This window comes from Atopobium fossor DSM 15642 (assembly GCF_000483125.1).
GTDB classification, from domain to species: Bacteria; Actinomycetota; Coriobacteriia; order Coriobacteriales; family Atopobiaceae; genus Atopobium; species Atopobium fossor.
On record NZ_KI519553.1, the window covers coordinates 1,026,458 to 1,049,387 of the forward strand.

At 44.7% G+C, this 22,930-nt stretch carries 20 protein-coding genes; 4 read left to right on the forward strand and 16 right to left on the reverse strand.

Annotated elements, in window-relative coordinates; genetic code table 11:
* Nucleotides 1–38: 38 nt before the first annotated feature.
* Nucleotides 39–1,280 (forward strand): DUF1015 domain-containing protein, encoded by a 1,242-nt coding sequence (locus G469_RS0107535; protein WP_028264537.1) that lies wholly within the window; start codon nucleotides 39–41, stop codon nucleotides 1,278–1,280.
* On the opposite strand, the gene G469_RS08745 is transcribed toward G469_RS0107535, so the two are convergent.
* Complete coding sequence (locus G469_RS08745; RefSeq protein ID WP_035425452.1) at nucleotides 1,264–1,635, reverse strand: ArsR/SmtB family transcription factor; 372 nt, start codon at nucleotides 1,633–1,635, stop codon at nucleotides 1,264–1,266. The two genes, G469_RS0107535 and G469_RS08745, sit on opposite strands and share 17 nt — an antisense overlap.
* A 123-nt stretch (nucleotides 1,636–1,758) precedes the next feature.
* On the opposite strand from G469_RS08745, the gene G469_RS0107545 reads away from it, so the two are divergent.
* Nucleotides 1,759–4,029, forward strand: a complete 2,271-nt coding sequence (locus G469_RS0107545; protein ID WP_028264538.1) for a tetratricopeptide repeat protein — start codon at nucleotides 1,759–1,761, stop codon at nucleotides 4,027–4,029.
* Between the two features lie 133 nt (nucleotides 4,030–4,162).
* On the opposite strand, the gene G469_RS0107550 is transcribed toward G469_RS0107545, so the two are convergent.
* The 3 genes from G469_RS0107550 to G469_RS0107560 all read right to left on the reverse strand — a co-directional run bounded on the left by G469_RS0107550 (nucleotide 4,163) and on the right by G469_RS0107560 (nucleotide 7,610).
* Nucleotides 4,163–5,572: a Sapep family Mn(2+)-dependent dipeptidase gene (locus G469_RS0107550; protein WP_028264539.1), complete on the reverse strand. Its 1,410-nt coding sequence runs from the start codon at nucleotides 5,570–5,572 to the stop codon at nucleotides 4,163–4,165.
* A gap of 138 nt (nucleotides 5,573–5,710) precedes the next feature.
* Nucleotides 5,711–7,141, reverse strand: a complete 1,431-nt coding sequence (locus tag G469_RS0107555; protein WP_028264540.1) for a Sapep family Mn(2+)-dependent dipeptidase — start codon at nucleotides 7,139–7,141, stop codon at nucleotides 5,711–5,713.
* A gap of 34 nt (nucleotides 7,142–7,175) precedes the next feature.
* Nucleotides 7,176–7,610, reverse strand: a complete 435-nt coding sequence (locus G469_RS0107560) for an MmcQ/YjbR family DNA-binding protein (RefSeq protein ID WP_028264541.1) — start codon at nucleotides 7,608–7,610, stop codon at nucleotides 7,176–7,178.
* Nucleotides 7,611–7,844: 234 nt separating this feature from the next.
* On the opposite strand from G469_RS0107560, the gene G469_RS08750 reads away from it, so the two are divergent.
* Nucleotides 7,845–8,516: an HAD family hydrolase gene (locus G469_RS08750; protein WP_051353828.1), complete on the forward strand. Its 672-nt coding sequence runs from the start codon at nucleotides 7,845–7,847 to the stop codon at nucleotides 8,514–8,516.
* A gap of 135 nt (nucleotides 8,517–8,651) precedes the next feature.
* On the opposite strand, the gene G469_RS0107570 is transcribed toward G469_RS08750, so the two are convergent.
* On the reverse strand, nucleotides 8,652–9,167 hold the full coding sequence (locus G469_RS0107570) for a ferritin (RefSeq protein ID WP_028264542.1): 516 nt from the start codon (nucleotides 9,165–9,167) through the stop codon (nucleotides 8,652–8,654).
* Nucleotides 9,168–9,372: 205 nt separating this feature from the next.
* On the opposite strand from G469_RS0107570, the gene G469_RS0107575 reads away from it, so the two are divergent.
* Entirely contained in the window at nucleotides 9,373–10,377 is a 1,005-nt protein-coding gene (locus G469_RS0107575; RefSeq protein WP_051353829.1) for a glycerophosphodiester phosphodiesterase family protein, read from the forward strand.
* A gap of 1 nt (nucleotide 10,378) precedes the next feature.
* Here the strand turns inward: G469_RS0107575 and G469_RS0107580 are convergent, their stop codons facing one another.
* The 11 genes from G469_RS0107580 to G469_RS0107630 all read right to left on the reverse strand — a co-directional run bounded on the left by G469_RS0107580 (nucleotide 10,379) and on the right by G469_RS0107630 (nucleotide 22,891).
* Nucleotides 10,379–11,083 carry a hypothetical protein gene (locus tag G469_RS0107580; protein WP_028264544.1) on the reverse strand — a complete coding sequence of 235 codons (705 nt, stop codon included), beginning with the start codon at nucleotides 11,081–11,083 and terminating at the stop codon, nucleotides 10,379–10,381.
* 97 nt (nucleotides 11,084–11,180) lie between these two features.
* The gene (locus G469_RS0107585) at nucleotides 11,181–11,384 is read right to left on the reverse strand and encodes a cold-shock protein (RefSeq protein WP_002563995.1); all 204 of its coding nucleotides are present in this window, start codon (nucleotides 11,382–11,384) and stop codon (nucleotides 11,181–11,183) included.
* A gap of 183 nt (nucleotides 11,385–11,567) precedes the next feature.
* Nucleotides 11,568–11,963, reverse strand: coding sequence for a hypothetical protein (locus G469_RS0107590; RefSeq protein WP_028264545.1), 396 nt, complete (start codon nucleotides 11,961–11,963; stop codon nucleotides 11,568–11,570).
* Between the two features lies 1 nt (nucleotide 11,964).
* Nucleotides 11,965–13,026: a Holliday junction branch migration DNA helicase RuvB gene (gene ruvB / locus G469_RS0107595; RefSeq protein ID WP_028264546.1), complete on the reverse strand. Its 1,062-nt coding sequence runs from the start codon at nucleotides 13,024–13,026 to the stop codon at nucleotides 11,965–11,967.
* Entirely contained in the window at nucleotides 13,027–13,659 is a 633-nt protein-coding gene (ruvA, locus tag G469_RS0107600; protein ID WP_028264547.1) for a Holliday junction branch migration protein RuvA, read from the reverse strand.
* Entirely contained in the window at nucleotides 13,656–14,168 is a 513-nt protein-coding gene (gene ruvC, locus G469_RS0107605) for a crossover junction endodeoxyribonuclease RuvC (RefSeq protein WP_028264548.1), read from the reverse strand. Before ruvC ends, ruvA begins: the two co-directional genes overlap by 4 nt.
* Nucleotides 14,169–14,209: 41 nt before the next feature.
* Nucleotides 14,210–16,024, reverse strand: coding sequence for a nitrilase-related carbon-nitrogen hydrolase (locus G469_RS0107610; protein ID WP_028264549.1), 1,815 nt, complete (start codon nucleotides 16,022–16,024; stop codon nucleotides 14,210–14,212).
* A 128-nt stretch (nucleotides 16,025–16,152) separates the two neighbouring features.
* Nucleotides 16,153–16,578 (reverse strand): desulfoferrodoxin family protein, encoded by a 426-nt coding sequence (locus G469_RS0107615; protein ID WP_245579136.1) that lies wholly within the window; start codon nucleotides 16,576–16,578, stop codon nucleotides 16,153–16,155.
* Between the two features lie 119 nt (nucleotides 16,579–16,697).
* On the reverse strand, nucleotides 16,698–18,809 hold the full coding sequence (locus tag G469_RS0107620; protein WP_028264551.1) for a sulfatase-like hydrolase/transferase: 2,112 nt from the start codon (nucleotides 18,807–18,809) through the stop codon (nucleotides 16,698–16,700).
* A gap of 28 nt (nucleotides 18,810–18,837) precedes the next feature.
* Nucleotides 18,838–20,985, reverse strand: coding sequence for an alkaline phosphatase family protein (locus G469_RS0107625; RefSeq protein ID WP_028264552.1), 2,148 nt, complete (start codon nucleotides 20,983–20,985; stop codon nucleotides 18,838–18,840).
* The gene (locus G469_RS0107630; protein WP_028264553.1) at nucleotides 20,975–22,891 is read right to left on the reverse strand and encodes a YidC/Oxa1 family membrane protein insertase; all 1,917 of its coding nucleotides are present in this window, start codon (nucleotides 22,889–22,891) and stop codon (nucleotides 20,975–20,977) included. Before G469_RS0107630 ends, G469_RS0107625 begins: the two co-directional genes overlap by 11 nt.
* Nucleotides 22,892–22,930: the final 39 nt, after the last annotated feature.

Here is a 22,930-nt window from a genome sequence, read left to right on the forward strand (position 1 = left end):
GTGTATGCTTAAGAAATTACGTACTAAAGGAGACTTTCATGCAATTTAATCCTATAAGCTGTTTGCGCCCCAACCCTAGAGCAGCACAGAAATTTGCAACGCCTCCCTATGATGTATTTACTCATAAAACAGCACGTATATGGGCACAAAATCATCCACAATCATTTATTACCATCGACCGTCCCGAGGTAAACTTTCCCCAAAATTATCATGACTGTACTTCTAAGGTATATGCCAAAGCCAGTGATTTACTTGGCCAGCGTCTCCTCGATTCCACTTTACTGGCAGACCCCACTGATTGCTTCTATGCCTGGCGCTTAAGCACGCGCGAACATAGTCAGCTTGGCATTGTGGGTGCTGTAAGCGTAAGTGATTACCTCAATGGGACTATTAAACAACATGAAGCCATTCGTCCCAAGAAGTTATATGACCGCGTGGAGCACATGAAGGCAACTGCTGTGCAGGCAAGTCCTGTACTTATGATGCATCCTGCAAATCCTACGCTTTCCCTTATCGTAAATGCATCAATCGCTGCAAACCCACTGTACGATTTTATGGATACTGCAGGCATTCATCATCGTATTTGGCGCATTGCTCGCCCTGATGCCGTAGCAGCTTTATGTGCTCTGTACGAACGCATCCCTACGGCTTATATTGCAGATGGACATCATCGCGCGGCTGCTGCCGTTAAAGTAGCTCAAACAGCATCCATAGATTCCTCTCGCGCTGCAGCGTCCAACCAATTTTTAGCCGTACTCTTTAATGCCGAAGACCTTACTACCCTGCCCTATCATCGCCTTATACATGACACCAATACCATGTCCTCTACCACACTTATCAAGAAAATCATGGAGGCTGGTATTGCTGTGACTCCTGTAGTATCGGATGCTTCCGAAAGCGCCACACCGCCGCAGTACGCACAAGACCAGCACGTACGTATGTTTGTAGACAATACCTGGTATGACTTAAACTTGGGTACTCTTACCAATACACAAAAAGACACTGGTATCGCTGCGGATTTGCTACAGCGTTATATACTTGCACCCGTGCTGGGTATAGAAGATCCTACTAACAATGCACGCATTTCTTTTATCGGTGGTACTGCAAGTACTACAGAACTACAAGAAGCAGCGCAGACTGCCGCAGGTGTTATTTTCTCGCCAGCCGCAGTACGGACTCAACAAATTATGGAAATAGCAGATGCGAATAAACTTATGCCACCCAAATCTACTTGGTTTGAGCCTAAGTTGCTCAGTGGTCTATTTATACGTCAGATTTAATGTCCTCTGCAGCGTGCTCTAAACCAACACGCAATAGAGTAACTACATGATCATCTGCTATGGAATACATCATGCGTTGCCCATCGCGACGCGCCACTACCACACCTCGGTCGCGCAGCAGGCGCAACTGATGAGAGATGGCAGATTGTGTAACATGTGCAGCCTCTTGTAGTTCGGAAACCGAACGCTCTTGCGTGCCCAATGCTGACAAAATTTGAAAACGCGTAAAGTCAGATAATGCATCAAAAATTTGCGTAGCTGCATACACCACATCATCATTAGTACAGTAGGCAGATAACTCACTTGTAGAAGCGCCCATAGCATCACTGCTCTGAGCAGGAAATTGATTGGTCATAGTGCAAATCCTTACGTTGTTTCTCCCTTTGTATGTTCCCAAACTATGCGTCATCTGTCACCTGCTGCACAAAACCGTGAATTATGTCCGTCCGATAGGGTACTCTAAAAGGCAGGAGGTCATGTGGAACACAAGGAAAACGGCTCCAAGCCGCAACGTACAGAGCACACGTCTTTGCAAACGGATGCGCCCAGCAATGCCACCCTGAGCGTTGAGTTTAACGACGCTCAGATTGATACCAGCTTTAACATCTATGCCCTGTACCGGGGATTTAATGCTGCACCAAACTTTATTGATGCACTTAAACTCTATTATGCAGGCGTACAAAATCGTACCCACATGGCTTTATCAGACCCCACAAACAACCTCATGCCTTGCGCCGCAGAGCAACTGCTAGCCCGATGGCTGGAAGAAGCTGACTTACTACAAGAACTTCCTGTTGCTGATGCCAACTCTGACGAAGAGCCTCATTGGCCACAAATGCGCCTTATCATGCTGCATCATACAGGTATGGTTTACCTTCGTATAGAGGAGTTCCCCGTTCCCTATATCATAAAGCTGCGTATTATCCGTATTGAAGCTGCACTTAACCGCATGCTTATGGCTGCTACCAAAACAAACACGCATTTGGCAGCCATGAATGAACAAGAAATCTATACCTACACGCAAGCAATTAATGACACTATTTGTCAGCAACATGATGTACAAACAACTGTCGAGAAACCCCATAACTCGTATATCAATCAAGAACTGCCATCTGAGTGGGCTGTACGTAAAGCCATTGCCACTGGTTTTGAAACCTGGATTTTACCCTACCGCTTTGTAGGCTCTTTACGTTGCAACGTTGCACGTGGAGCAGTAGCTATAGAAATTGAGCTCATACCACCTTCTGCTATGCCCCAAAGCTGCTGGTCAAATGACCTCAATAAGGTACTTCGCGGCTCAAAGTATATGCGCAACGCTGCTGCCAGCGCTTATGCGCTGCGTTTAGGCATTCTTGCTGCTAGTACAGCCTTTGATGCACATGCATCTGTCCAGCACGTTTGGGTTGCTGGCATTATAAATACGTCCACTGCGCGAAGTTGCAGGTACAGTGTCTGTTTTACGCGTGATACCTTTACCACTGTCAACACACAGTCTCTTGACCAGCTACAAGAAAGTTATAACAGTTTTGGTGCAAACATTATTTTTGATGACGGTTGGTTAGCTCCCTGTGAGCAAACCTTTTTCCTAGAGGACGAACTCTTTTGTCCTCGTGAGCGCTATGACTCCATCGAGCTTTCTTCTCGTATTTTGGACGAGAAAACCGCTGAGCTTTTAGGTTCTTGTCGCGTTGCTGACTTTGGCATTAACGAATATGCACCCATGGAACAACTTGCCGAGCAGCTGGGTATGAAGCTGGGTAGCACAGTAACCGAGCAGGTACACGCATTAATGGATTTTGCGCATACAACAAACCATACCGTGCAACAGGCTGCCAAACGCACAGCATCTAAGCTTATTGAAGGCACGCTCGACGCAGAAGATTATCAAGCCATTTTGGATGAATTTACGTATGGTGACAATCTTTCTCGTACGCGCCAAGAGGCCTTAGGCCTCTTTATGCAAGGAAAAAATGAAGAAACTTGCAAACTGATTGCAGGCGTTCTGAAGCCCATAGAAGCTGCTCATAGCTATGAATCTACCAAAGAGCTGCTCTGGTGCCACTTTGAAACCTATACCGAGCGTTCTCTATTCAATCGTGCACATGCCGCAGATGCCCAAAACCCTACCGTATGTCTTGTGCCCATGGCGTATTACAGCTGTTTACTTATGTATGCCAGCGCCTTAGTGCGACTAGGACAACTTGAACAAGGTATTACCTATGCTCGCAGGTGCCTTGAGCTCAACCCCTATGACATCCGCGCACGCCTCTTACTTGCTGGTGCTCTTGAACAGGGCGGAGATCAGCCTGGGGCCCTTACGGAACTTATAGCCCTGCTACATTACGTCTACTCTGGCGACAGTATGGGCATTGGTTTGTATCGTCTGGGTTCTCTTATGTGGAAGCGCAACCAACCACGTGTAGCAGACGCATGCTATTCCAAAGCACTTCAATTTTCTTCCACCGCACATGACATGGCCGCCTTTGAACTCAAAGCACTTATGGAGGAACATAAAGATAGCTATGAGCCTGTACAAATTGATGACATTGATTCCATACTGCAAGAAAACAATATCCCTACGCAGGTTGACGAGAAAATACATGAATCACTGCGTGTTGTTGCGCGCACAGCCATGGATGCACAACTCTTTGAGCTTGCCAGTGACGTTATGAGCAATCTGACCAATCTAGATAGCGATGAAATTTTGTTTGATATAGACCGTTCAATTGAACATGCTCCGGACAAATAACTCCTCTTACCATAGCTTTTCTTGTCCAGTACGATGCGAACCATACACAGCAAAAGACCAAGCCTCATAACAATGGTGACTTGGTCTTTTGTGTAAATCAAATCTGACTAAAGAGTTTTGCTAAGCAACAATCTTAAGCATTGAGATTAAGCTTCATCAGGCGGGTAAGAGCTAAGATGTAGATGCCCAAAGACTGCTTCATGAGCTCCTCAGAAACACCTTCATCTGCACTATGCTCGCCGTGTACCCACTCGGGATACTCCCAATCAGGATCATTGGGACCAAAGCTTGCGGCACGAGCAAAGTGACGTGCATAGGTGCCTCCACCCATGGTAAAGGGCTCGGCGTTCTTGCCGGTTACCTCGTTGTAGGTGTTAATAAGAGTCTGGATTGCCTCAGACTCAGGATCGGTTACAAAAGGAACCATATCCAGATAGCACTCTACGGTTGCATGGTGCTGAGCTGCAAGCTCAGAAACCTTAGCGGTAATCTCTTCACCAGTAATGGAGGTTGGATAGCGAGAATCGATGGTCTGCTCAAAGCGGCCATCAATAGTACGCATGGTACCACCAATGCAGGTTAGAGGATCAAAGTACTTATCGGCAGTTGCAAAGCCCATGGAAGAACCGTCTGTAGAAGCCAAAACAATACGGTCCAGCTCCAAAAACTCGCGTTCACCCTCGTCACACAGGTTGTTATCCAGCATGTAGTTCACAAGCAGGCCAATAGCGTTAATGGTGCCAGCGGGCTTGGAAGCGTGACCACCAATACCGTGAGCAGTAAGTTTAGCAAGACCATCGCCAGCATCCTCTACGCTTACGCGGTCGGTTGGGGTAAGCTCGGCTGCGTTTGCACGGACAACAGCAGTTGCCAAGTTAGGAATTGCGTTATCTGCAATGCCACCATTAAAGTCAACAATCTTGCCACCAGCTACCTTGTCAGACACAATACGTGCAGAGTAGCCGCCCTTCTCGCCATAGCACAGGGGGAAGTCTGCATCAGGAGTAAAGAGGAATGCAGGCTGAGGGAAATTCTCTACATACCACTCAACGTCCTGCATAGAGGTTTCCTCGTTGCAGCCAATGATGACACGAAGGGTGTAGGGAAGCTTCTCGCCCTTCTCGATAAAATACTTAGCGGCATACATAGCTAAAACCAGAGGACCCTTATCGTCCAAAACGCCGCGACCCATCAGATAGCCATCTTTGCGAGTTACGTGCAAAGGATCAAAGGTCCAGCCCGTACCTAAAGGAACAATATCTGTGTGACCAATAAGACCAATGTAGTCCTCGCTTGTACCCTTAAGATCTGCGTAGCCAATGTAGCCTTCGCAGTCATGAGCCTCAAGACCAAGATCACCTGCAATCTCGCAGGCCTTTGCAAGGGCCTCATGAGGGGCGTGACCCCAAGGCTCGCCGGGCTTGGCCTCGTCCATGTTTTCTACACTCTCAATCTGGACGAGCTTGTCAATATCTACAATAACGTCTTCCCAAACACGATCTACGTATTCGGCAATTTCTTGCTTAAGCTGTTCGTCTGCCATAATGCCCCTTTCAAAAGACCTAGCTAACAAAATGCATACCGTACTGATTGTATTCAATACGGTATGCATGTGCTTGACGAGTCTATAAGCGGCATAATTTTCCACTATTGTGGATAAACCGCAGGTCAAGTTCTGAAGTTAGTCCAGATTAAGCTCCATAAGTCGCATAATTGCCACAATATAAATTTTTAGAGCCTGTTTAAACTCTTCCTCATGCACACCTTCATTGGGGCCATGCTCAGGGCCAACCCACTTAGGAAGCGTAGCACCATGCTCAAAGGGTCCAAAAGCTGCAGCCTTACCAAAGTGGCGCGCATATGTACCGCCACCAATAGTAAACGCACGACCATTTTTACCGGTGTACTCATTGTAAGTCGAAACAAGCGTCTGAATTTCTGGAGACTCTGGATCGGTCAAGAAAGGTGTCATATTGCCTTGAACCTCAAAACTTGCATTGTGTTGTACTGCTAAAGGTTCTAGGACAGCGCTCATCTTATCCACATCCGTACTGGTTGGATAGCGTACGTCAATAGTTTGAACAAAGCAGCCATTATTGGTACGCAGCGTTCCTCCAATACAGGTTAGAGGCTCAAAGAAACTATCTGTAGCATCAATGCCAATGGATGAACCATCGGTAGAGGCCATAATCTTTTGTAAAAGCTCCAAATAGCTAAGTTGAGAAGGACTATAGAGCTTATGAGCAAGTAGGTAATCTACCAAAATGCCAATGGCGTTGAGTGTACCTTCTGGCATAGAGGCATGGCCACCCTTGCCATGAGCCACAATGCGCACCTTTCCATTACCTGCATCTTCAAGCTCAATATGCTGAGCCGCAGGCAAATCTGCTAGGTTTGCATAAACCACAGCTTCTACCAGGCTGCATACTGCATTGGCTACCGTACCACCATCCAAACTCACCAGCACATTTCCGCTCTTCTCGCCAGCAATTTCTTGGCTGCGGAAGGCGCCTTGTACACGGCCTTTCTCGCCACAGATAAGAGGAAACTCGGCATCAGGTGTAAATAGGAAATCGGGCTCGCGGTAATTTTGTAAATACCACTCCACATCACCCATGGATGTTTCTTCGTTGGTGCCAACAAGCGCGCGTAAGGTATGTTTGGGTGCAATACCAGTGCGCAAAACCTCACGACGCACAAACCCTGCGGCATACAGAGACAAAACCAGCGGTCCCTTATCGTCCGCTACACCACGACCAATCAAATACCCATCCTTGCGTGTTACACGCAAGGGATCAAAATCCCAACCAGTACCCAAAGGAACAATGTCTGCGTGAGCAATAGTAGCAATCTGCTTGTCATCTTGGCCATCAATCTGACCATACCCTAAGTACCCATTGCAATTAACGGCATCCAAGCCCAAGCGCTCAGCAATGCGCAAAGCTGCATCCAACGCTGCGCGTGGAGCAGGGCCAAAGGGAGCATCATCACTGGCATGCTCCAAGTCCTCCACACTTTCAATCTGAACTAACGTATCAATGTCAGAAACTACACTATCCCAAACTTCATCCACATACGCATCAACACGTGCCTTGAGTAGATCATCTGCCATGTGATTACCTTTCTATTGTTACATCTGTTGCATCTTAATTTTGGCGTTTCCCTTTGGTTTTCCTACTTACTTTTGCAGGAGCTGTCAGACTAAAGCTTGTATCGATAAGTACTGCAAGCTGCTCATCAGAAACGGTTTTGAGATTTCGTATGGCTTGTGTGTCAAAAGACTCGGACTCCAACAATACAGAAATCCAATGCTCCTTGTTCATGTGGTATGCCGAGAAAATCCCTACCTGTTCACGTAAATGCGCAACAACCAGTGGCTCATTTTTTAGCAGTACAATCTCCACAGATTCCTGCACAGAAAGACCCAGTTTAGACGCCATAACGGGCATTGCTAACGCAAACCATTTGCCATTTGATGGATGCCTAAGCACTGCGTTTGCAGAACCCGCGCCAGTCCAGGGATAATCCGGAGTAATGCCATACTGATGTGCAACATAGGCAAAAAGCTGTTGCTTATTCATGCGGCTCCCCTGTTTGATATCCCCATAAACAAATTGTGTGAATCCGTTTTAACACACAGTTTCAAGTAAATTGTGGTGCTCGCATAATTGTTTATAGTTTAGACTCATTTATATTTGCATGGTTAGCTATGTGTACATAGTCCAGTCACGTGCGGTATGGCCGTTCTAGACCCACAACACAACAATTATGCAATCGCTTGTACGGTACCACCCATTTCTTTGCTTGGAGCGACAATGCTCGATGCTGCTCAATTTCTTGATAACCACCATTTTGAAGCCGCTATTTTTGACTTCGATGGTACTATTGCGCTATCTGGCAGAATTTGGAATGACATCGACACCATTTTTTGCGAGCGTCGAGGGATTCAATGGACACCTGCGCTTGCAGCCAATATTGCAGCACTTGGTTTTAGTAAGGGTGCCGTTTATATGGTTGAACACTTTAACCTTAACGAGAAACCCGAAGATATTGTAGCTGAGTGGACTAGCCTAGCCACTCAGCTGTATACCAAACAGGTTACATTACGTAAAGGAGTAGAGTCTTACCTCACTCAGTTGCGTAATGCAGGAATACGAATAGCGCTTGCAACCAGTAACAGCCCCGAGGTACTTGGATCTCTTGAGCCCCGCATACACGTAGATAGCCTCTTTGACGAGGTATTTTACGCTCAGCAGGTAGGGAAATCTAAGCACCATCCAGATATTTATTTACACACCGCCGCTGCCTTACACACACATCCTAGCAGCTGCGTCGTCTTTGAAGACATTGTGCCTGCAATTAACTCTGCAAAAAAGGCTGGCTGTACAGCCGTAGGTGTTTTTGCTGATGATCCCACTCAGGATGTCGAGAAGGTACAAGAAGTAAGCGATTGTTTCTTGTACGACTGGCAAGATTTGTTGGTATAGGACATCGTTCAACGTAACTACTACCAACTTAAAGACTGTGCAAGCGCGTTACATCAAAATATATAAAGAAACAGGCCTTTGGAGAACCGAAGACCTGTTTTTCATGCAAAAGTGAATATCGAGAAAAGAAAGGGTTTACATTGGCATGGTAGGAGCGGTAAACACACGAGTCTGATACTCACGATCAAGCTCAAACAAACCCTTGGGGTCCCCACCAAAAAGCTCCATGTTCTTAATCATGTCAGAAGCGTTAGTCTCTTCCTCACCCTGCTCCTTAACAAACCAGTCGAGTAGCTGCATCGTGCGGAAATCATGCTGCTCATTAGCAATTGCATAGCAATCGTTGATGGAAGCAGTAACATACTGCTCGTGCTCAAGCGCTGCCTGCAAAGGATCCATATCGTTGTTAAATGTTTTATCGGGCTGAGCAATAGCAAGCATCTTTACCTGGTAATCATTATCCAAAAGGTAGCGACGAAGAATCTTTGCGTGAGAAAGCTCTTCTTCTACCTGAATCATATACCAGTTTGCAAAACCTTTAAGGCCACGGTCCTCATAGTAGTCTGCAAAGGTTAAATACAAGTATGCTGAATAAATTTCTTTATTAATTTGCTCATTAAGTGCGTCACCAAGCGTTGTATTGATAGCCATATATACCTCTTCCTTTGTTTACTATAAAACACACTCTCCTTGTGCGTTCTATAGCTGTATACCCAGATATTAATCTGCCAGAGAGCTGCGCAGAATTTTCATTCGTTTTGGTATGTCTCGTGTATCATATATTTCAAATAAGTCGTGTGTATACACAGTTAAAAGCTTTGCTCATTTGAAATAATGACAGCTTAAGGAAACAAACATGCACAAAGGATTTTTTGGAAATAGCAAAAGCAGCAAAAAGAAATTAGTTCTTATCAGTATTTGCCTTCTTCTCCTCTTTATGTTTGTTAACAATACCAATGCGTTTACAACACCACCCAGCTCAAAGCGTTATAGCTTTTTAGCGCATAGGGGGCTTGCTCAAACCTTTGATGAGTCTCAGACAAACTGGAATAGCAATACAGCAACAATGATTGATGAGCCCGTACATGACTATATTGAAAACACTATTCCATCAATACAAGCTGCCTTTGATTTAGGTGCAACTGCAGTAGAGTTTGATGTAAAACTTTCAAAAGACGGGCAGCTAGCCCTGTTTCATGATGCAACATTGCAATATCGCTGCGGCGTAAAAGGTGAAGTGCAAGATTATACAATGTCCGAACTAAAACAAATGGACGTTGGATTTGGTTATACGGCAGACGGTGGGAAAACATACCCACTCAGAGGAAAAGGGGTTGGCCTAATGCCAACCATCAATGAAGTTTTTAATACATTTCCTGATAAAGAATTCGTAATTGAAGTAAAAGATGGAAAGATGGAAACATATGAAGTACTTTGGAAGTTTTTATCCAGCTTTCCCCCAGAGCGACTAAAACAATTAAGCATCTGTTGCGCCAATGATCAGGGCGCGGACTACCTAAGGCAACAAAACGCTGAGTTAAAGATTATGTCAAAAAACTCATTGATAACGGCTCTGATAACGTATGAACTTATTGGATGGACTGGATATGTTCCTTCGTCCATGCAAAATACTGAGCTTCGGATACCCTTGAGATATGCAAGATTTTTATGGGGTTGGCCTCATAAATTTATGGAGCGCATGGAAAAATCTAATACAAGAGTTGAGCTAACTGCTGGCAAGGAAAGTTTATCCGAGGGATTTGATACCGTCGAGAGTACCAAGGATATTCCAGATGAGTATTCTGGACTAGTTTGGACAAACAAAATTAATGAGGTAAATCCTGCAACAGTTAACAACTGATTTATACCTGAATCACAGGTGATACATTCTTTTTTAATGCTGTGTCGTGAAATAAAAATTTTCCGTGTAACTTATTTTGATGTGAAGTCATAAGCAACGGGAGTACAAACACCTTTATTGCATATAAAATTACCCAAGCAATAAAAAGACCAAGTTGCATAGTATCGAGTTTTTTACTATAGACCTCATAGAGAGGCCATGCATTCAGAGTTACATTAAAAGCGGTAGCTAAGGTTGCAGATACCATATTGGTAGTAAGGTGAGGATTACGAAGTTTTGCTATATAAAGAGCCAAGAGAGAAACATTATAAACACAAATTGGCTTGTTATCTTCCCTATAAATCACTAGGGTTTTACGATTGTAAAAATATGGTTTACCACCCAAATTGCATTCAGTAATCCAAACATGACTGACTGCAACAATCTCATTCCAAGGTACGAGTAAGTCAATTTTTCTTATATATATGCCTTTTTCGCAGTAATAAAATTTCCAATGTACAAAAGAAAACACTAGGATAACTGCAACAAAACCAATAAAAATAAGCAAGAGCCCATTTTTTGTCAGACTAAAATCTTTAAATCCATCTATCTGTAAGTTTATATTTTGCCCCATAGTATCTAATGCAGCATATAGAGCTGTAATACCAAGCAAGCAAATGAATGCCATATATCTGTAATATATGCTATGGAATTTTATCTTTTTCATATACGCCATCTGATTATTAATAGTACAGGTCTATTTCTATTCAAAAAAGCTCGCACCCAAACGGATGCGAGCTTAACAAGACTCTGTAAAAACTAATTTATGCCTTGCGAACGTTGGAAGCCTGCTGCTTGCCATTCTGACCAGTGGTGATGTCAAACTCGACAGCCTGGCCCTCATCAAGAGTTTTAAAACCATCCATCTGAATCTCGGAGAAGTGTACGAACAAGTCGTCGCCGTCCTCACGAGAGATGAAGCCGTAACCCTTGTCTGGATTGAACCACTTAACAGTACCCTGAGCCATGACGTGCCTTTCTTTCTTTGCTCTTCTATAGAGCATAAACTGTGCGCTTTCACGCGATACAAATGGCCTTTATGACCATGGGGTCTAGTGTACTCTATATTGAGAAATAAAATGATGTAAAAAGGCTAACGGCAAATTATACCGTTAGCCGAAAAAAATGCGATAAAGTTGTGTTTTATAAGGCTAATCCTTGAGGTCTGCATCGATAAGTTCCATACCTTCAGGCACGTCAGATAAGTGCCAACCAAAGGCAACGGCAACAGCACGAGCTTGTGCACGACGGATTTCTCCAATGTTTTTCTCACCCATACGTTCATAGGCATCTGCAAGTTTTCCCAGCGTATAGCTAACATAACTAGCAGTAGCATCACCAATACCAGACAAATGCATCATAGTGACCAAGGACTCTGGAGAAAGAGAAAGTGCTGTTTTTGCATCTAAATCCATAAGCTCAGCAAGAGCATGCTCTGTTTGTTTTGCTTCCTCGGGATTGTGACGAATAAATGCACCACGCAAACTAAAAGCCACAGTATCCACAAAGGTTTCTATAACTTCCAAGATATAATCTCGCTCCAGCATGCTATCCCCTTTCTGGAGGAATTTCCATAGATAGATGTTCAAAAGCCGCGTAGGTTGCCTTACGACCTTGAGGCGTGCGCACAAGTAAACCACGCTGCAACAAATATGGCTCGTACACGTCCTCTATAGTTGAGGCATCTTCACCCACTGCACTTGCGATGGTGGAAAGACCAACAGGACGACCGCGAAAGGTAGAGCAAAGAGCATTAAGAATCTTCACATCCATCCAATCCAAGCCCATCTCATCAATTTCAAAGAAGGTAAGTGCTTCTGCAGCCACATCCCAGGTAATAGTGCCATCTGCACGCACTTGCGCATAGTCACGTACACGCTTAAGTAAGCGATTTGCCAAACGCGGCGTACCACGACTACGACTCGCAATCTCTGCAGCACCCTGACCATCTATGACAACGCCTAAGATAGCAGCAGAACGGCTTACAATATCTGCAAGCTCATCTACGGTGTAGTAATCTAAACGAAAAGAAATGCCAAAGCGATCACGCAAAGGACCCGTAAGCAATCCCGTGCGCGTAGTGGCTCCTACTAAAGTAAATTTAGGAATATCTAATCTAATGGAACGAGCAGCTGGTCCCTTGCCAATAACAATATCCAGGAAAAAGTCTTCCATTGCTGGATATAAAACCTCTTCCACCATGTGATTAAGACGGTGAATCTCATCTATAAACAGGATGTCTCCCGCTTCAAGATTGGTAAGGATAGCCGCTAAATCTCCCGTACGTTCAATAGCAGGACCACTAGTTGTGTGCAGCTTTGAACCCATCTCATTAGCAAGCACATTTGCCAGAGTAGTTTTACCCAATCCCGGAGGGCCAGAAAACAATACGTGATCCAGTGGTTCTTCTCGTGTTTTAGCTGCTTCAATAAGTACGCGTAAGTTATCGCGTACACGTTCTTGACCTACATACTGATCAAGCGTTTTAGGACGAAGTGTGCGATCAACCTCTAAATCATCTTCGGTAAGCTGTGCGGTAACGGGACGGGTTTTGCCAAACTGCTGATCCTTATTACCAAACAAGTCCTGCATAGGATTTGCTTCCCACATTTATGCCTTACCTCCCAACCTACGCAATGCATAAGCCACTATCTGCTCTACCGTAGTCGCATCTGCTTGTTCATAGCCTTCCAAAGCAAGCTCCACTTCCTGAGGCGTAAAGCCCATAGAAAGCAATGCTGCTTGGACATCAGACTCAATAGATGACGCCGTAAGAGCTATTGCTGCACCATCACCAGAAGCAGCCGAAGAAGCAACTAGTCCACGCAGTTCTGCGTCAGAAGCAAAGACACTTTGGAGCTCCACCAACAAACGATTGGCCGTCTTTTTACCTACACCTGGTACAGTAGCCATACGCGTAGCATCGTTGGTAGCAACTATACCTGCAAAAACAGAAGGCGTAAATGTAGATAAAACAGACAGTGCCAAAGAAGGCCCCACGCCAGATACCGATACCAAACGGTCAAATAGCGTGCGCTCTTCTCGAGAGGCAAAACCAAACAACGTCATTGAATTTTCTCGTACGGCAAGGCGCGCAAGCAAGGTAACGCCGGAAGTACCAACTGCTGGAACAGAGGCAGCAGTCATGGCAGAGCAGCGCAACTCATACCCTACGCCATTTACATCAAGCACAATTACACTGGGAGTTACCTCTATAAGTGAGCCAGTTAGTTGAACTATCACAGCTTTACCTTTCGTAAAGTTTGTTGGGCAAGATGCATGGTACGCGTGGTATGGGCGTGACATACTGCTGCAGCTAAAGCGTCTGCACAATGATCTGGCTTAGGGTCATGATCAAGAGCAAGGACATTACGAACCATATAGGTAACCTGACTTTTATCTGCAGCACCAGTACCCACAACTGCCTGCTTAATTTGCATTGGTGTGTATTCTCCCACGTCAATACCTGCATATGCGCAAGCCGCAATAGCAGTACCACGAGCATGAGCTGTCCAAATTGCAGCACTTGTATTAGTGCCAAAATAAATAGACTCAATAGCCACCGCATCTGGGTTGTATTCACGAATAGCAAAACCAATGCGATTAAAGATAAGACCTAAACGATGATCCAAACTGTCCTTGACATCTGTATGCACGCAATCATAGGCACGGGCACGCATGAGCGAACCTTGTGTTTCTATAACACCCCACCCCGTATTTGCTAGGCCGGGATCAATTCCTAAAATAATCACGTGCACTCCTCAAACTAGAACATGCGTTCTATGATAGCACACTAATTGTTAGAAAATGGTCCAGTACCCCAACGATTCTCGTTGCCTTTATCGTTAACCGCAGAGGAGATTACATCACGGAGCATTTCAAATGCTTCGTTTATTTTTGCAGTATGATCCACACCACTTGCAAGTTCCACAAGCTTATCGTTTATTTTTTTATAAAACTCTTCTACTTGTTTAAACTCATCCTCTGTACGATAGGTATCTTCCCAGCCAGCATTGATAGGTCGCGAGTTTTCCGTAATAGTTTTGGCTGAGACTGAAGCAAAAGACGGCAACGCGCGGCGAGCAATCTCGCTTGCATTCATGCGATTAAGAACTGCTGTGACTAATTGGGCATCATTGCCTGAATCCACTATGTCATTAAAACTCATACCTTGTTCAATATAGGAAAGCAGCACAGAATCTACTAGGCTTAGCTGTGCCTCTGCACCCATAGATGAACAAAGATTCTCAAAATAATGAGCATGCAATGATGGCACGGTAAAGCGTTTGAGAACCGCCTGGGGCATAGCAGCAGATTGTGACTGACGGTAACGTACAAGACTGAGCAGCTGAGAGCGATACACATCACCAAACGGCATATAACTTGCTGCATGTACACGTGTGTTACCGCTCTCCTGCAGCTCAAGCGCTAAAGCAGTTTTATCTGCTGGCGATAAAATCAACGCAGAGTGTTCTGTCGCCAAGCTTTGCAAACGTGCAGCAACAAGCAGGTCAAGCATAGGTGCATCGGTTACATCAAGCTGTAATGCGCGACTGGCAATAACAGCATCCCGCACGGTGAGCTCATCGGTAGAAAGACGTAAATTACGCGCAAGTTGTTTAGCATCGCGATATGCAGCCTCATCGAGCGTGTGAACCAATAGGGCATGTACGCGTGTAGGTCCAATGGCATCTATGGCAAGAGCTGCTAATGCTGCAGATGCCATGGTGCCATCAAGAACTACCACTGCATCGTGCACGCGCTTATCAAATTGTAAAAAATCACGAAGAGAAAGGGTAAGGCCATCCCATAACAGCGCATTTTTATTGTAAGGAGCCACGGGTTCTGGATGCGCAAGAGGGCCTTCAAAAGCAGGATCCACTTCTACGAGACGAAAATCTTCCTCAAACGAAGGCATTTGCATAGATACATCTCCCCATGGAGCCATAACAAAGCTTCCGCCTGCAAAAACAACATCATCGTAGCCACCCACACTACCAACAGCCACCAACCAAGCGTTAAGCGCAGATACATCCTGTACAAACAGCCCTTGAGAGAGAGCAGGTGCCAATACCGTACTATCATCATCGGTCGTGAAGCAATTTCCCTGTAAGTAGAATAGAATATCAAGATCTGTTTGGCTCTCCACCAAAGCATGAAGCTGCTCTTGGTTAAAAACTACAGCACAGGTAATGTCTCCTAGCGCAAAACCCATAGTTTCTTGACCAGAAGAAGCCATCCATCCATGAGGACCTTCTTGTGCTGTAAGTGCATGCGAAGCATAGCGCAACGGCATAATGTTGCCTTCTTTGATGAACACTACTTCTTGAAAAGTACCAAACGGAGCAGGAATCAATAGGGGCACCAGAGCAGAAATTTGTATTTTTTCCAACTCATCTGCAAGTGCTACTTGAGCCAAGGCAATAGCTTGACCAAAAGAATCAAGCGTCCCCATGCCGCCAAAATCAGGCCCCGTAAGTGCTGGAAAAGGGAATACTATAAGATCTGCATCCTGACTTTTTGCCAAACGAGCCTGTGCAATCATCCGTCTAAGGGTGACATCAAAATCTGCTGAATGCGTGCTCATCTGAGAGATGGCTATCTTCATCTAAAGCTCCCGCTACCTTATCTATGTTCGTTATATCCGTGCATAGTATTACCTAAATATAATGCTATTAAACAAAACAGCTCGCACCCAAAGGCACGAGCTGTTGGCAAAACAAGTGTAAAAACTACTTACTTAACATCAGTAGCCCAAAGACCATGAAGGTTGCAATATGCATAAACTGTTGCGCCCTCTACGTCATGTCCACAGAACTTAACGCTGGGCTTATCGCCAGCCTTTAGGTACTTAATGTTAATATCTCCATTAGCCTTTACCAGAGCAATAAACTCAATAAAATGCGCTTCAATCATAGGATGCTCGACAGAGCCAATGGTTACAACAAGCTTGCCGTCCTCCTTTGTTACAACAGGAACGTGCTTCTCGTTAGCGGCATCGGTAGTATTGGGAACTAAAAGCTCCATAGGATTACCAGCAGTACAACACTTAAGAGTGCCGCCACCATTATGAAGAAGAGCTACAACATTGCCACATTGATTGCAACGATAAAAACTTGCCTCTGCCATATTCTTTCCTTCCAGTAAAGTGGACGCACGCATCTGCGCCTCTCCTTACTCAACTCTATTCCCCAAAGGCAAAATTCGTATCTATAAATCGCAAAATAAATTGTTACTTCACAACTAACATAAGCAAATGTTGAACCATAAGCGTATACGGCCTAGTCACCGCACGGCCAACTTTTGTCCGTCTTCTTCCAGTCGTTAAAATCAAGAGCATTTCCCCTGATCTCGTACTCATGCAATTCATAGTCTTTTTTCGCGCTGGCATTATGAATGGTTGCTAAATAGGTACGAACACGGGGTTCGGGACCCACCATCCAGGTTGGTATACCGTACTTTGCATAATCTCCATCCACGGCATCAATAACTGTTGCCGCATAGTCCTCATGACCAGTTGGCACGTTTGAAACCTGACATGGTAGAGCATCTTGCTCCGCAGACTGGGCAGGTTTGATAAGCCATAAAGGACACGTAGCTCTGCCAATATCCTTGCCACCATTTGCAAGACCAGCATTGCCAAGGTCGTGAGGATTAAAACCTGGTTTCCATGATGCGGTAAAGTCAAAACGACCATGATCGGCAGTTACGATGATGGTTGTGTCATCATACACACCAAGATCCTTAAGCTGCTGGATATAGTCTGCAACAATTTGAAGAGAACCTCGAGCCTGAGCATCAATATCGGACTTCTCAACCTGGAAACCTTGTTCGTTAAGCACATAAGGTGCATGTGTGCCCAGTAAGTGAATAAACCTAAAGGCACCTTTTTCACCCTCATCGCTTGCAGTGAGCTTCTTATCTACAAGCTTCTCGTGAAAAGCGCCGTCTTTCTCTACGTACACCACTCCTGCCGGATCTACGTTAGAGTGATCAATCACATTTTCGTTAAGCTGATCCTGATAGAACCAAAAATAAGGTTTTACCAGCCAAGGCGCACTCTTATAAATACCGCATCCAGCCAAAATATTGATGGTGCCCTGTGTATTAATGCTGGGATCTTTAACCTTATGAATGTTAATGGTCTTATCGGCAATCTCGTACGGGCGATGGACAGAGCCATCATCAGAATAAATACCTATGGAATATCCTGCATCCTTAATGTCCGACAAAAACGAACTACGAGAATACATGGTCCGGCACCAATTACCAAACGTCTCATCATGTTGGGGTTGCTCGCCAGAAAGCAAATACGGGATGGCATAGCGCGTGGGAATCATCTTACCGCTGGAATTGTTATAAAAGGTAAAACCATTAAAAGCAGCAAGGGTGTTTTTATCCTGACCTTCAAGGCGCAAAATATCCTCAGTATCAAAAGTATCCAAGACAAACACAACAGTATTCTTCTTGGGAGAAACTGTAAACAGACCTTCCTCGGTCATGCGGACAACATCCGCATCCTTATTGGCATTTTGAGCTGCCACAATACCCGTTATTAAACTGACGGTTTGCACTAATACCAATACAGCACAAATAGAAATCTGCAGCAGCTTAGACAAGCTCTGGAACTTGTGAGCAGCCACAAAATATGCTGCGATAATAAGTGCCCACACAAGCGCATCTATGAGCATCTGTTGTTTAAACGAACCCCAATTTACTGCAATACCCGTTGCTTCTGGCAAGCCACCGTTAAGCAAAAGTGATTGCAAAAACATCCCTAAAGTGCATGCAGCAACAAGAGTTAGTAATGCAGAAAAACCCTTACCCCAGAACACAGAAATCAAAAGCGCAAGTATAAGACCACACACCAGAGCAAATACAAACATAATGCCCCAGACATTAGTTGTCTTAAATGCTAACTGAGACTCTGCACCCACAATCATTTCTAGGGGCGAGAAGAACAACAAAGACAGTGAACATGCAAGCGCTGGCACCAATGCCAACAGCAGCCTTTTAACCCACGAGATGCGCTCGGGTTTTTGAGACTGCATGGTGGAAGTAGAACCAACTACCGCCTCTAATTGAGCAGCAGGCACCTTGCCATCTGCATAATAGTGAACATCTGGCTCTATCTCGCGTTTATCGTCAAGCTTAAGAAGCTTGATAAGATGACGCCTGAGGCGGCGCCATCCCACACCTATTACAGCAGACAGTGCTACCGCTACACCAGCCAATGCTTGGATGGTGTATGTCATAACCGATGGATCAACATAGGCCTGAGCTGGGGTGGGCATACAGAGTGCCCAAACAAGCGATAGACCCACACCAAACAAAAGATCGCACGCGAGTAAGGTTGCTCGCAGATACATTACACGCCTACTAGCAGCTTGCATGACAATTCCCTTGCCTATTTTTTTGCGATTACGGCTGAGAAATTGGTGCATTAGAATCCCACTCGCCTTCTGGATAGCGCAATACCCAACCAGTAAGCTCCCAATTGCTCATCTGTGACGCATCACCAGTAATCTTGTACTCAACAGTACCATGCTCAACGCCTTGGTTATCCTTGCTTAGAGCCATAAAATAGCGAATACGGTTTGAATCATTGAGTGTAAGGACATTCTCGCCAAGACCTTTGTACGTCACGGGAACCCCTTCAGCCGCAAGGGCCGTAGGGAATACATCTCCATTGCTTACGGGCAAGGTTGGAGAAACTGCCAATGGTGCCAAGGCCTCTTCATGCGATTGTGGTTGCTTTACTAACAAAATTGGACAAGCAGCCTCATCAAGCTTTGAAAGAGGAGGCGTACTCTTAAAATAACCATGGTCAGAGGTAATAATAATTGTCGCATTATCATAAATACCCAAGCGCTTCATCTCGCGAATGTAATCACGAACAATATTCATAGAGCCAACCGCTTGTTTTTCTCGGGTGGCATCCCCTGCAATAACCATGTCCTCATTCATTGTATAGGGATAATGGGGACCCATGAGATGAATGAAGCGCACAGAGCCTTTGTCGTATGTATCATCAACCGTTAGCCCATAAGTGTGCAGCTTGTTTGCAAAAACTGGATCGTTTGTTGCATATGCACCCATATCATTAAAGCCATTGGAATCCTCGTTCGACTTCAACATAGCTGCATTAATGTCGTCCGTATAGAACCAGAAAAACGGTTTAAACGCCCAAGGTAAATTACGAAATGCTGCACACTGATACAGAGCTTTAAGTATGCCCTTCTTATTAAGCATACTGTTAGCACTCTCATTAATATCAACAACATTAGAGACATTTTGATGAATATACGGTGACTCAGTTGAGAGAATATCAGTATAAACTCCAATATCATAACCAGCTTTTTTGAAGTCCGTAAGATAGGTGCCTTTCTCAAAACGAGCCATACCCATAGCAGAATAGTTTGTCTCATGATTGGGCGCGTAACCCGTAAGCATGGTGGGGATAGCATCACGTGTTGGCGTAATGACCGCAGCAGTATTTTGATACCACGTAAAGCCTGTCATCTCTGAAAGTAAACTAGGAGATTGTTTCATAAGGGGACGCAAGTCCATAGTCTCGTCATACATATCAAGAACAAAGATGACAACATTTTTCTTTGCCGAGACTTTGAGCATGCCCTTCTCGGAAATAACGTATTTTTGTTGACCAGAAACTGCCGCCTGTTGGATATCTTTGACAAACAAACTGCCAATACCAACACCTTGGATGAGAATAAGAAGTACCGAGACTACGGTCACGATTTTCTTTGCCAAACTACGATTAAGACGGCTCAACTCAAGCGGGGCAATGCAAATAATCGCCCATGCAATAAAGGAAAAGACTGCAACCTTTGTGTACGAATCCCAAACAACCGTAGAGCCATCCGAGCTTGGAAGAGTGCCGTTGAGGAATAAAACCTGCACATAAGAAGCAAGTGTAAAACCAAATAGAAGCATAAGAAAAACATTGTATACTCTACCAGGAATTACCGTAAGAATTGCTGTCAAAACGATTGTTGCAAGTAGTGCAGGCAAGATAAATACATGCCACGTTTGGCCAAGACCATAAATCAAACTTGCTTCATTTCCGGCAATAAGCTCATAGGGTGCCACCAGTAACCATGTCACCGAGAAGAACAGGGAAACAAGCAATGCACTTATGAAACGGGAAAGAAGCTGTGGCCTATAGCTCACAGAACTCTCATTGCTCATATTGCCCTGAGCAATAGCGCTTGCAGCAATGGATACCTTCGCTGCAGCGTCTACAGATGCCTTTTGTTCAGGTGCAATGGTAGAAACAAGAGGCTCTGTTACGCGCTTTTCTTCTATATGTAATGCTTTGAGAATAATTTTGCGTGAACGCCTAAACGCAATACCAGCTACAGCAGACAAAGCAACAGCCACGCCTGCAAGAGCTTGAATGGTATACGTCATAACTGACGGATCAACATAAGCTTGGGCTGGTGTTGGCAAACCCACTGTCCAAATCATAAACAGACTTGCAGCAAATACAATATCGCAAGCTACAAGGGCAGCTTTAAGACGCATTATGCGCTTGTTATTAGTTTGCATTAGCGTCCCCCTGCTTTGCCTTTTGGTGAGCAAGAACCTCATCCAAGATGAATTTACCTGCTACTTCTCCACCATGTCCAAGGTTACTAATCATGCTGCCACGAATTTCCTCAATCTGAGAGGCCCAGGTCTGAGGATTGTTAACCATATCATCAATGGTTTCACACAAGCCAGTTAGGTTCTTAGGATCAACCGAACGACCAATTTCATTACGAATACTAATGTCTGAGGGAGTCCACTCAGTAATTTGTTTCCAATCGGGATTGAGTTCCTTCATGGTGGTGTCTACAAACAAGCAGGGCTTGAGTGTAGTGAAGGAGAACTCAGCAGAAATAGAAGACCAGTCGGTAATCAAAATATCTGCTTCCAAAATAGAGCTATGACCAGAGAAATCACACTCAAACGTAAGCTCCTCAGCAGGAGTAGAAGCATATCGCTCCATTAATGCATCAAGCTTGGACTTGTAGCGCTTAATGTACTCGGGGTGAGGGCGCACTGTGATGTGATGGCCGTGACCCAACAACTTATCCAGCAAATCATTAATACAAGAATCTAGGATGTTGTCGTAATTCCAAGTTGGTGCAATCAAAATCTCAGGACGCTCATGGACGATCTTCTCCATAGCTGCATAGTCCGCGATCTCACGGTCGAGAAGATCATAGCCAATCAGAGGTAATTTCTTTTCACGCGTACCATAGAATTTCTCGACAGCACGGGCATCTTTTTGCTGATGAGGACCAACACACAACACACCATCATAGTTGGCATACTCGCCACGTGTAGAGGTTACCGTCATAGAGGTCATGTGGTGACACATATATAAATACTCAGTGTCTTTGTTGACATAAGAACGCTTGATATAGAAATTGTCTAGGTCACCTAGGGAAGTAACCACAACATCCGCATCCATCTTCATCATCAGAGTAATTAGACGACGCTGACCCAAGTAGTAAGGAAGAATGCGAGGCTCAGATTTTGCAAGGTCAAAAATCTGATCATTGGGATCGCTGGTTACATAGTGAATACGAATGTCGGAATGAGAAAGTAGCCACTCAATAGCACCGCGGAAATACTTGTAGAAGCCAGAACCCTCAGAGTAAAACACGAGGTGTTTATTATCAATTTTGAAGAAGCGTTTATAATCTGCACGCTCGCGACCAGCATGAGGATCACGCTGCCACCATTTATGCTCAGACTTGGTTGCATTAACCATAGCCTCATAAGAAGAGCGAGTTTCTTCCAAGCGCTCGTAATCAATATATTTTGCAGGAGGAATAATAATGTTACAGATTACCTGCACCACAATAGAAAGCAAGTTTGAGCATACCCAGTAAAAAGCCATACCGCAGGCAACATAAAAGGCTAAGAAAAGAGACAGGGCAATGGACATGCCATTGGTTGTGTTTTTCTCTACCGTAGACTGCTCACGCTGCAAGGGGTTAATTACGTTAGAAGCAAAACCCATTGCTATAGCAGAAAGCGTAGCAGCAACTACCATAATAAGAGACGCTCCACCATTGGTGGCGGGGACCAAGCCCAAAAATTCGGTGCCCGCAGCTCCACTGTCTGTAATAGAGTGGATGACATCTACCAGCGCAAACAAGATAAAAATTTGCACAGCCAGAGGAATTAGGCTCAGAAGTGGATGATAGTGATGCTTTTTATAGAGCTCACTTTGCATTTCGCCAATGGTCTCTTTGTCACCAAAGTACTTCTCCTTAAGATGGAAAAGATCTGGCATAACTTGAACCATTACGATTGAGTTCTTTTGGCACCACAACGAAAGTGGCATAAGTACAACCTTTGATACCAACGTGAATACAAAGATTGCTACCCAATAACTTCCGGTCAGACCATGTGCCCAATCCACAATAGCCAGGAAGAGGTTAGTAAGCGGTTGCAGCATGAAATAATCCTTACATAATTCGCCTCACAATACCGCCTA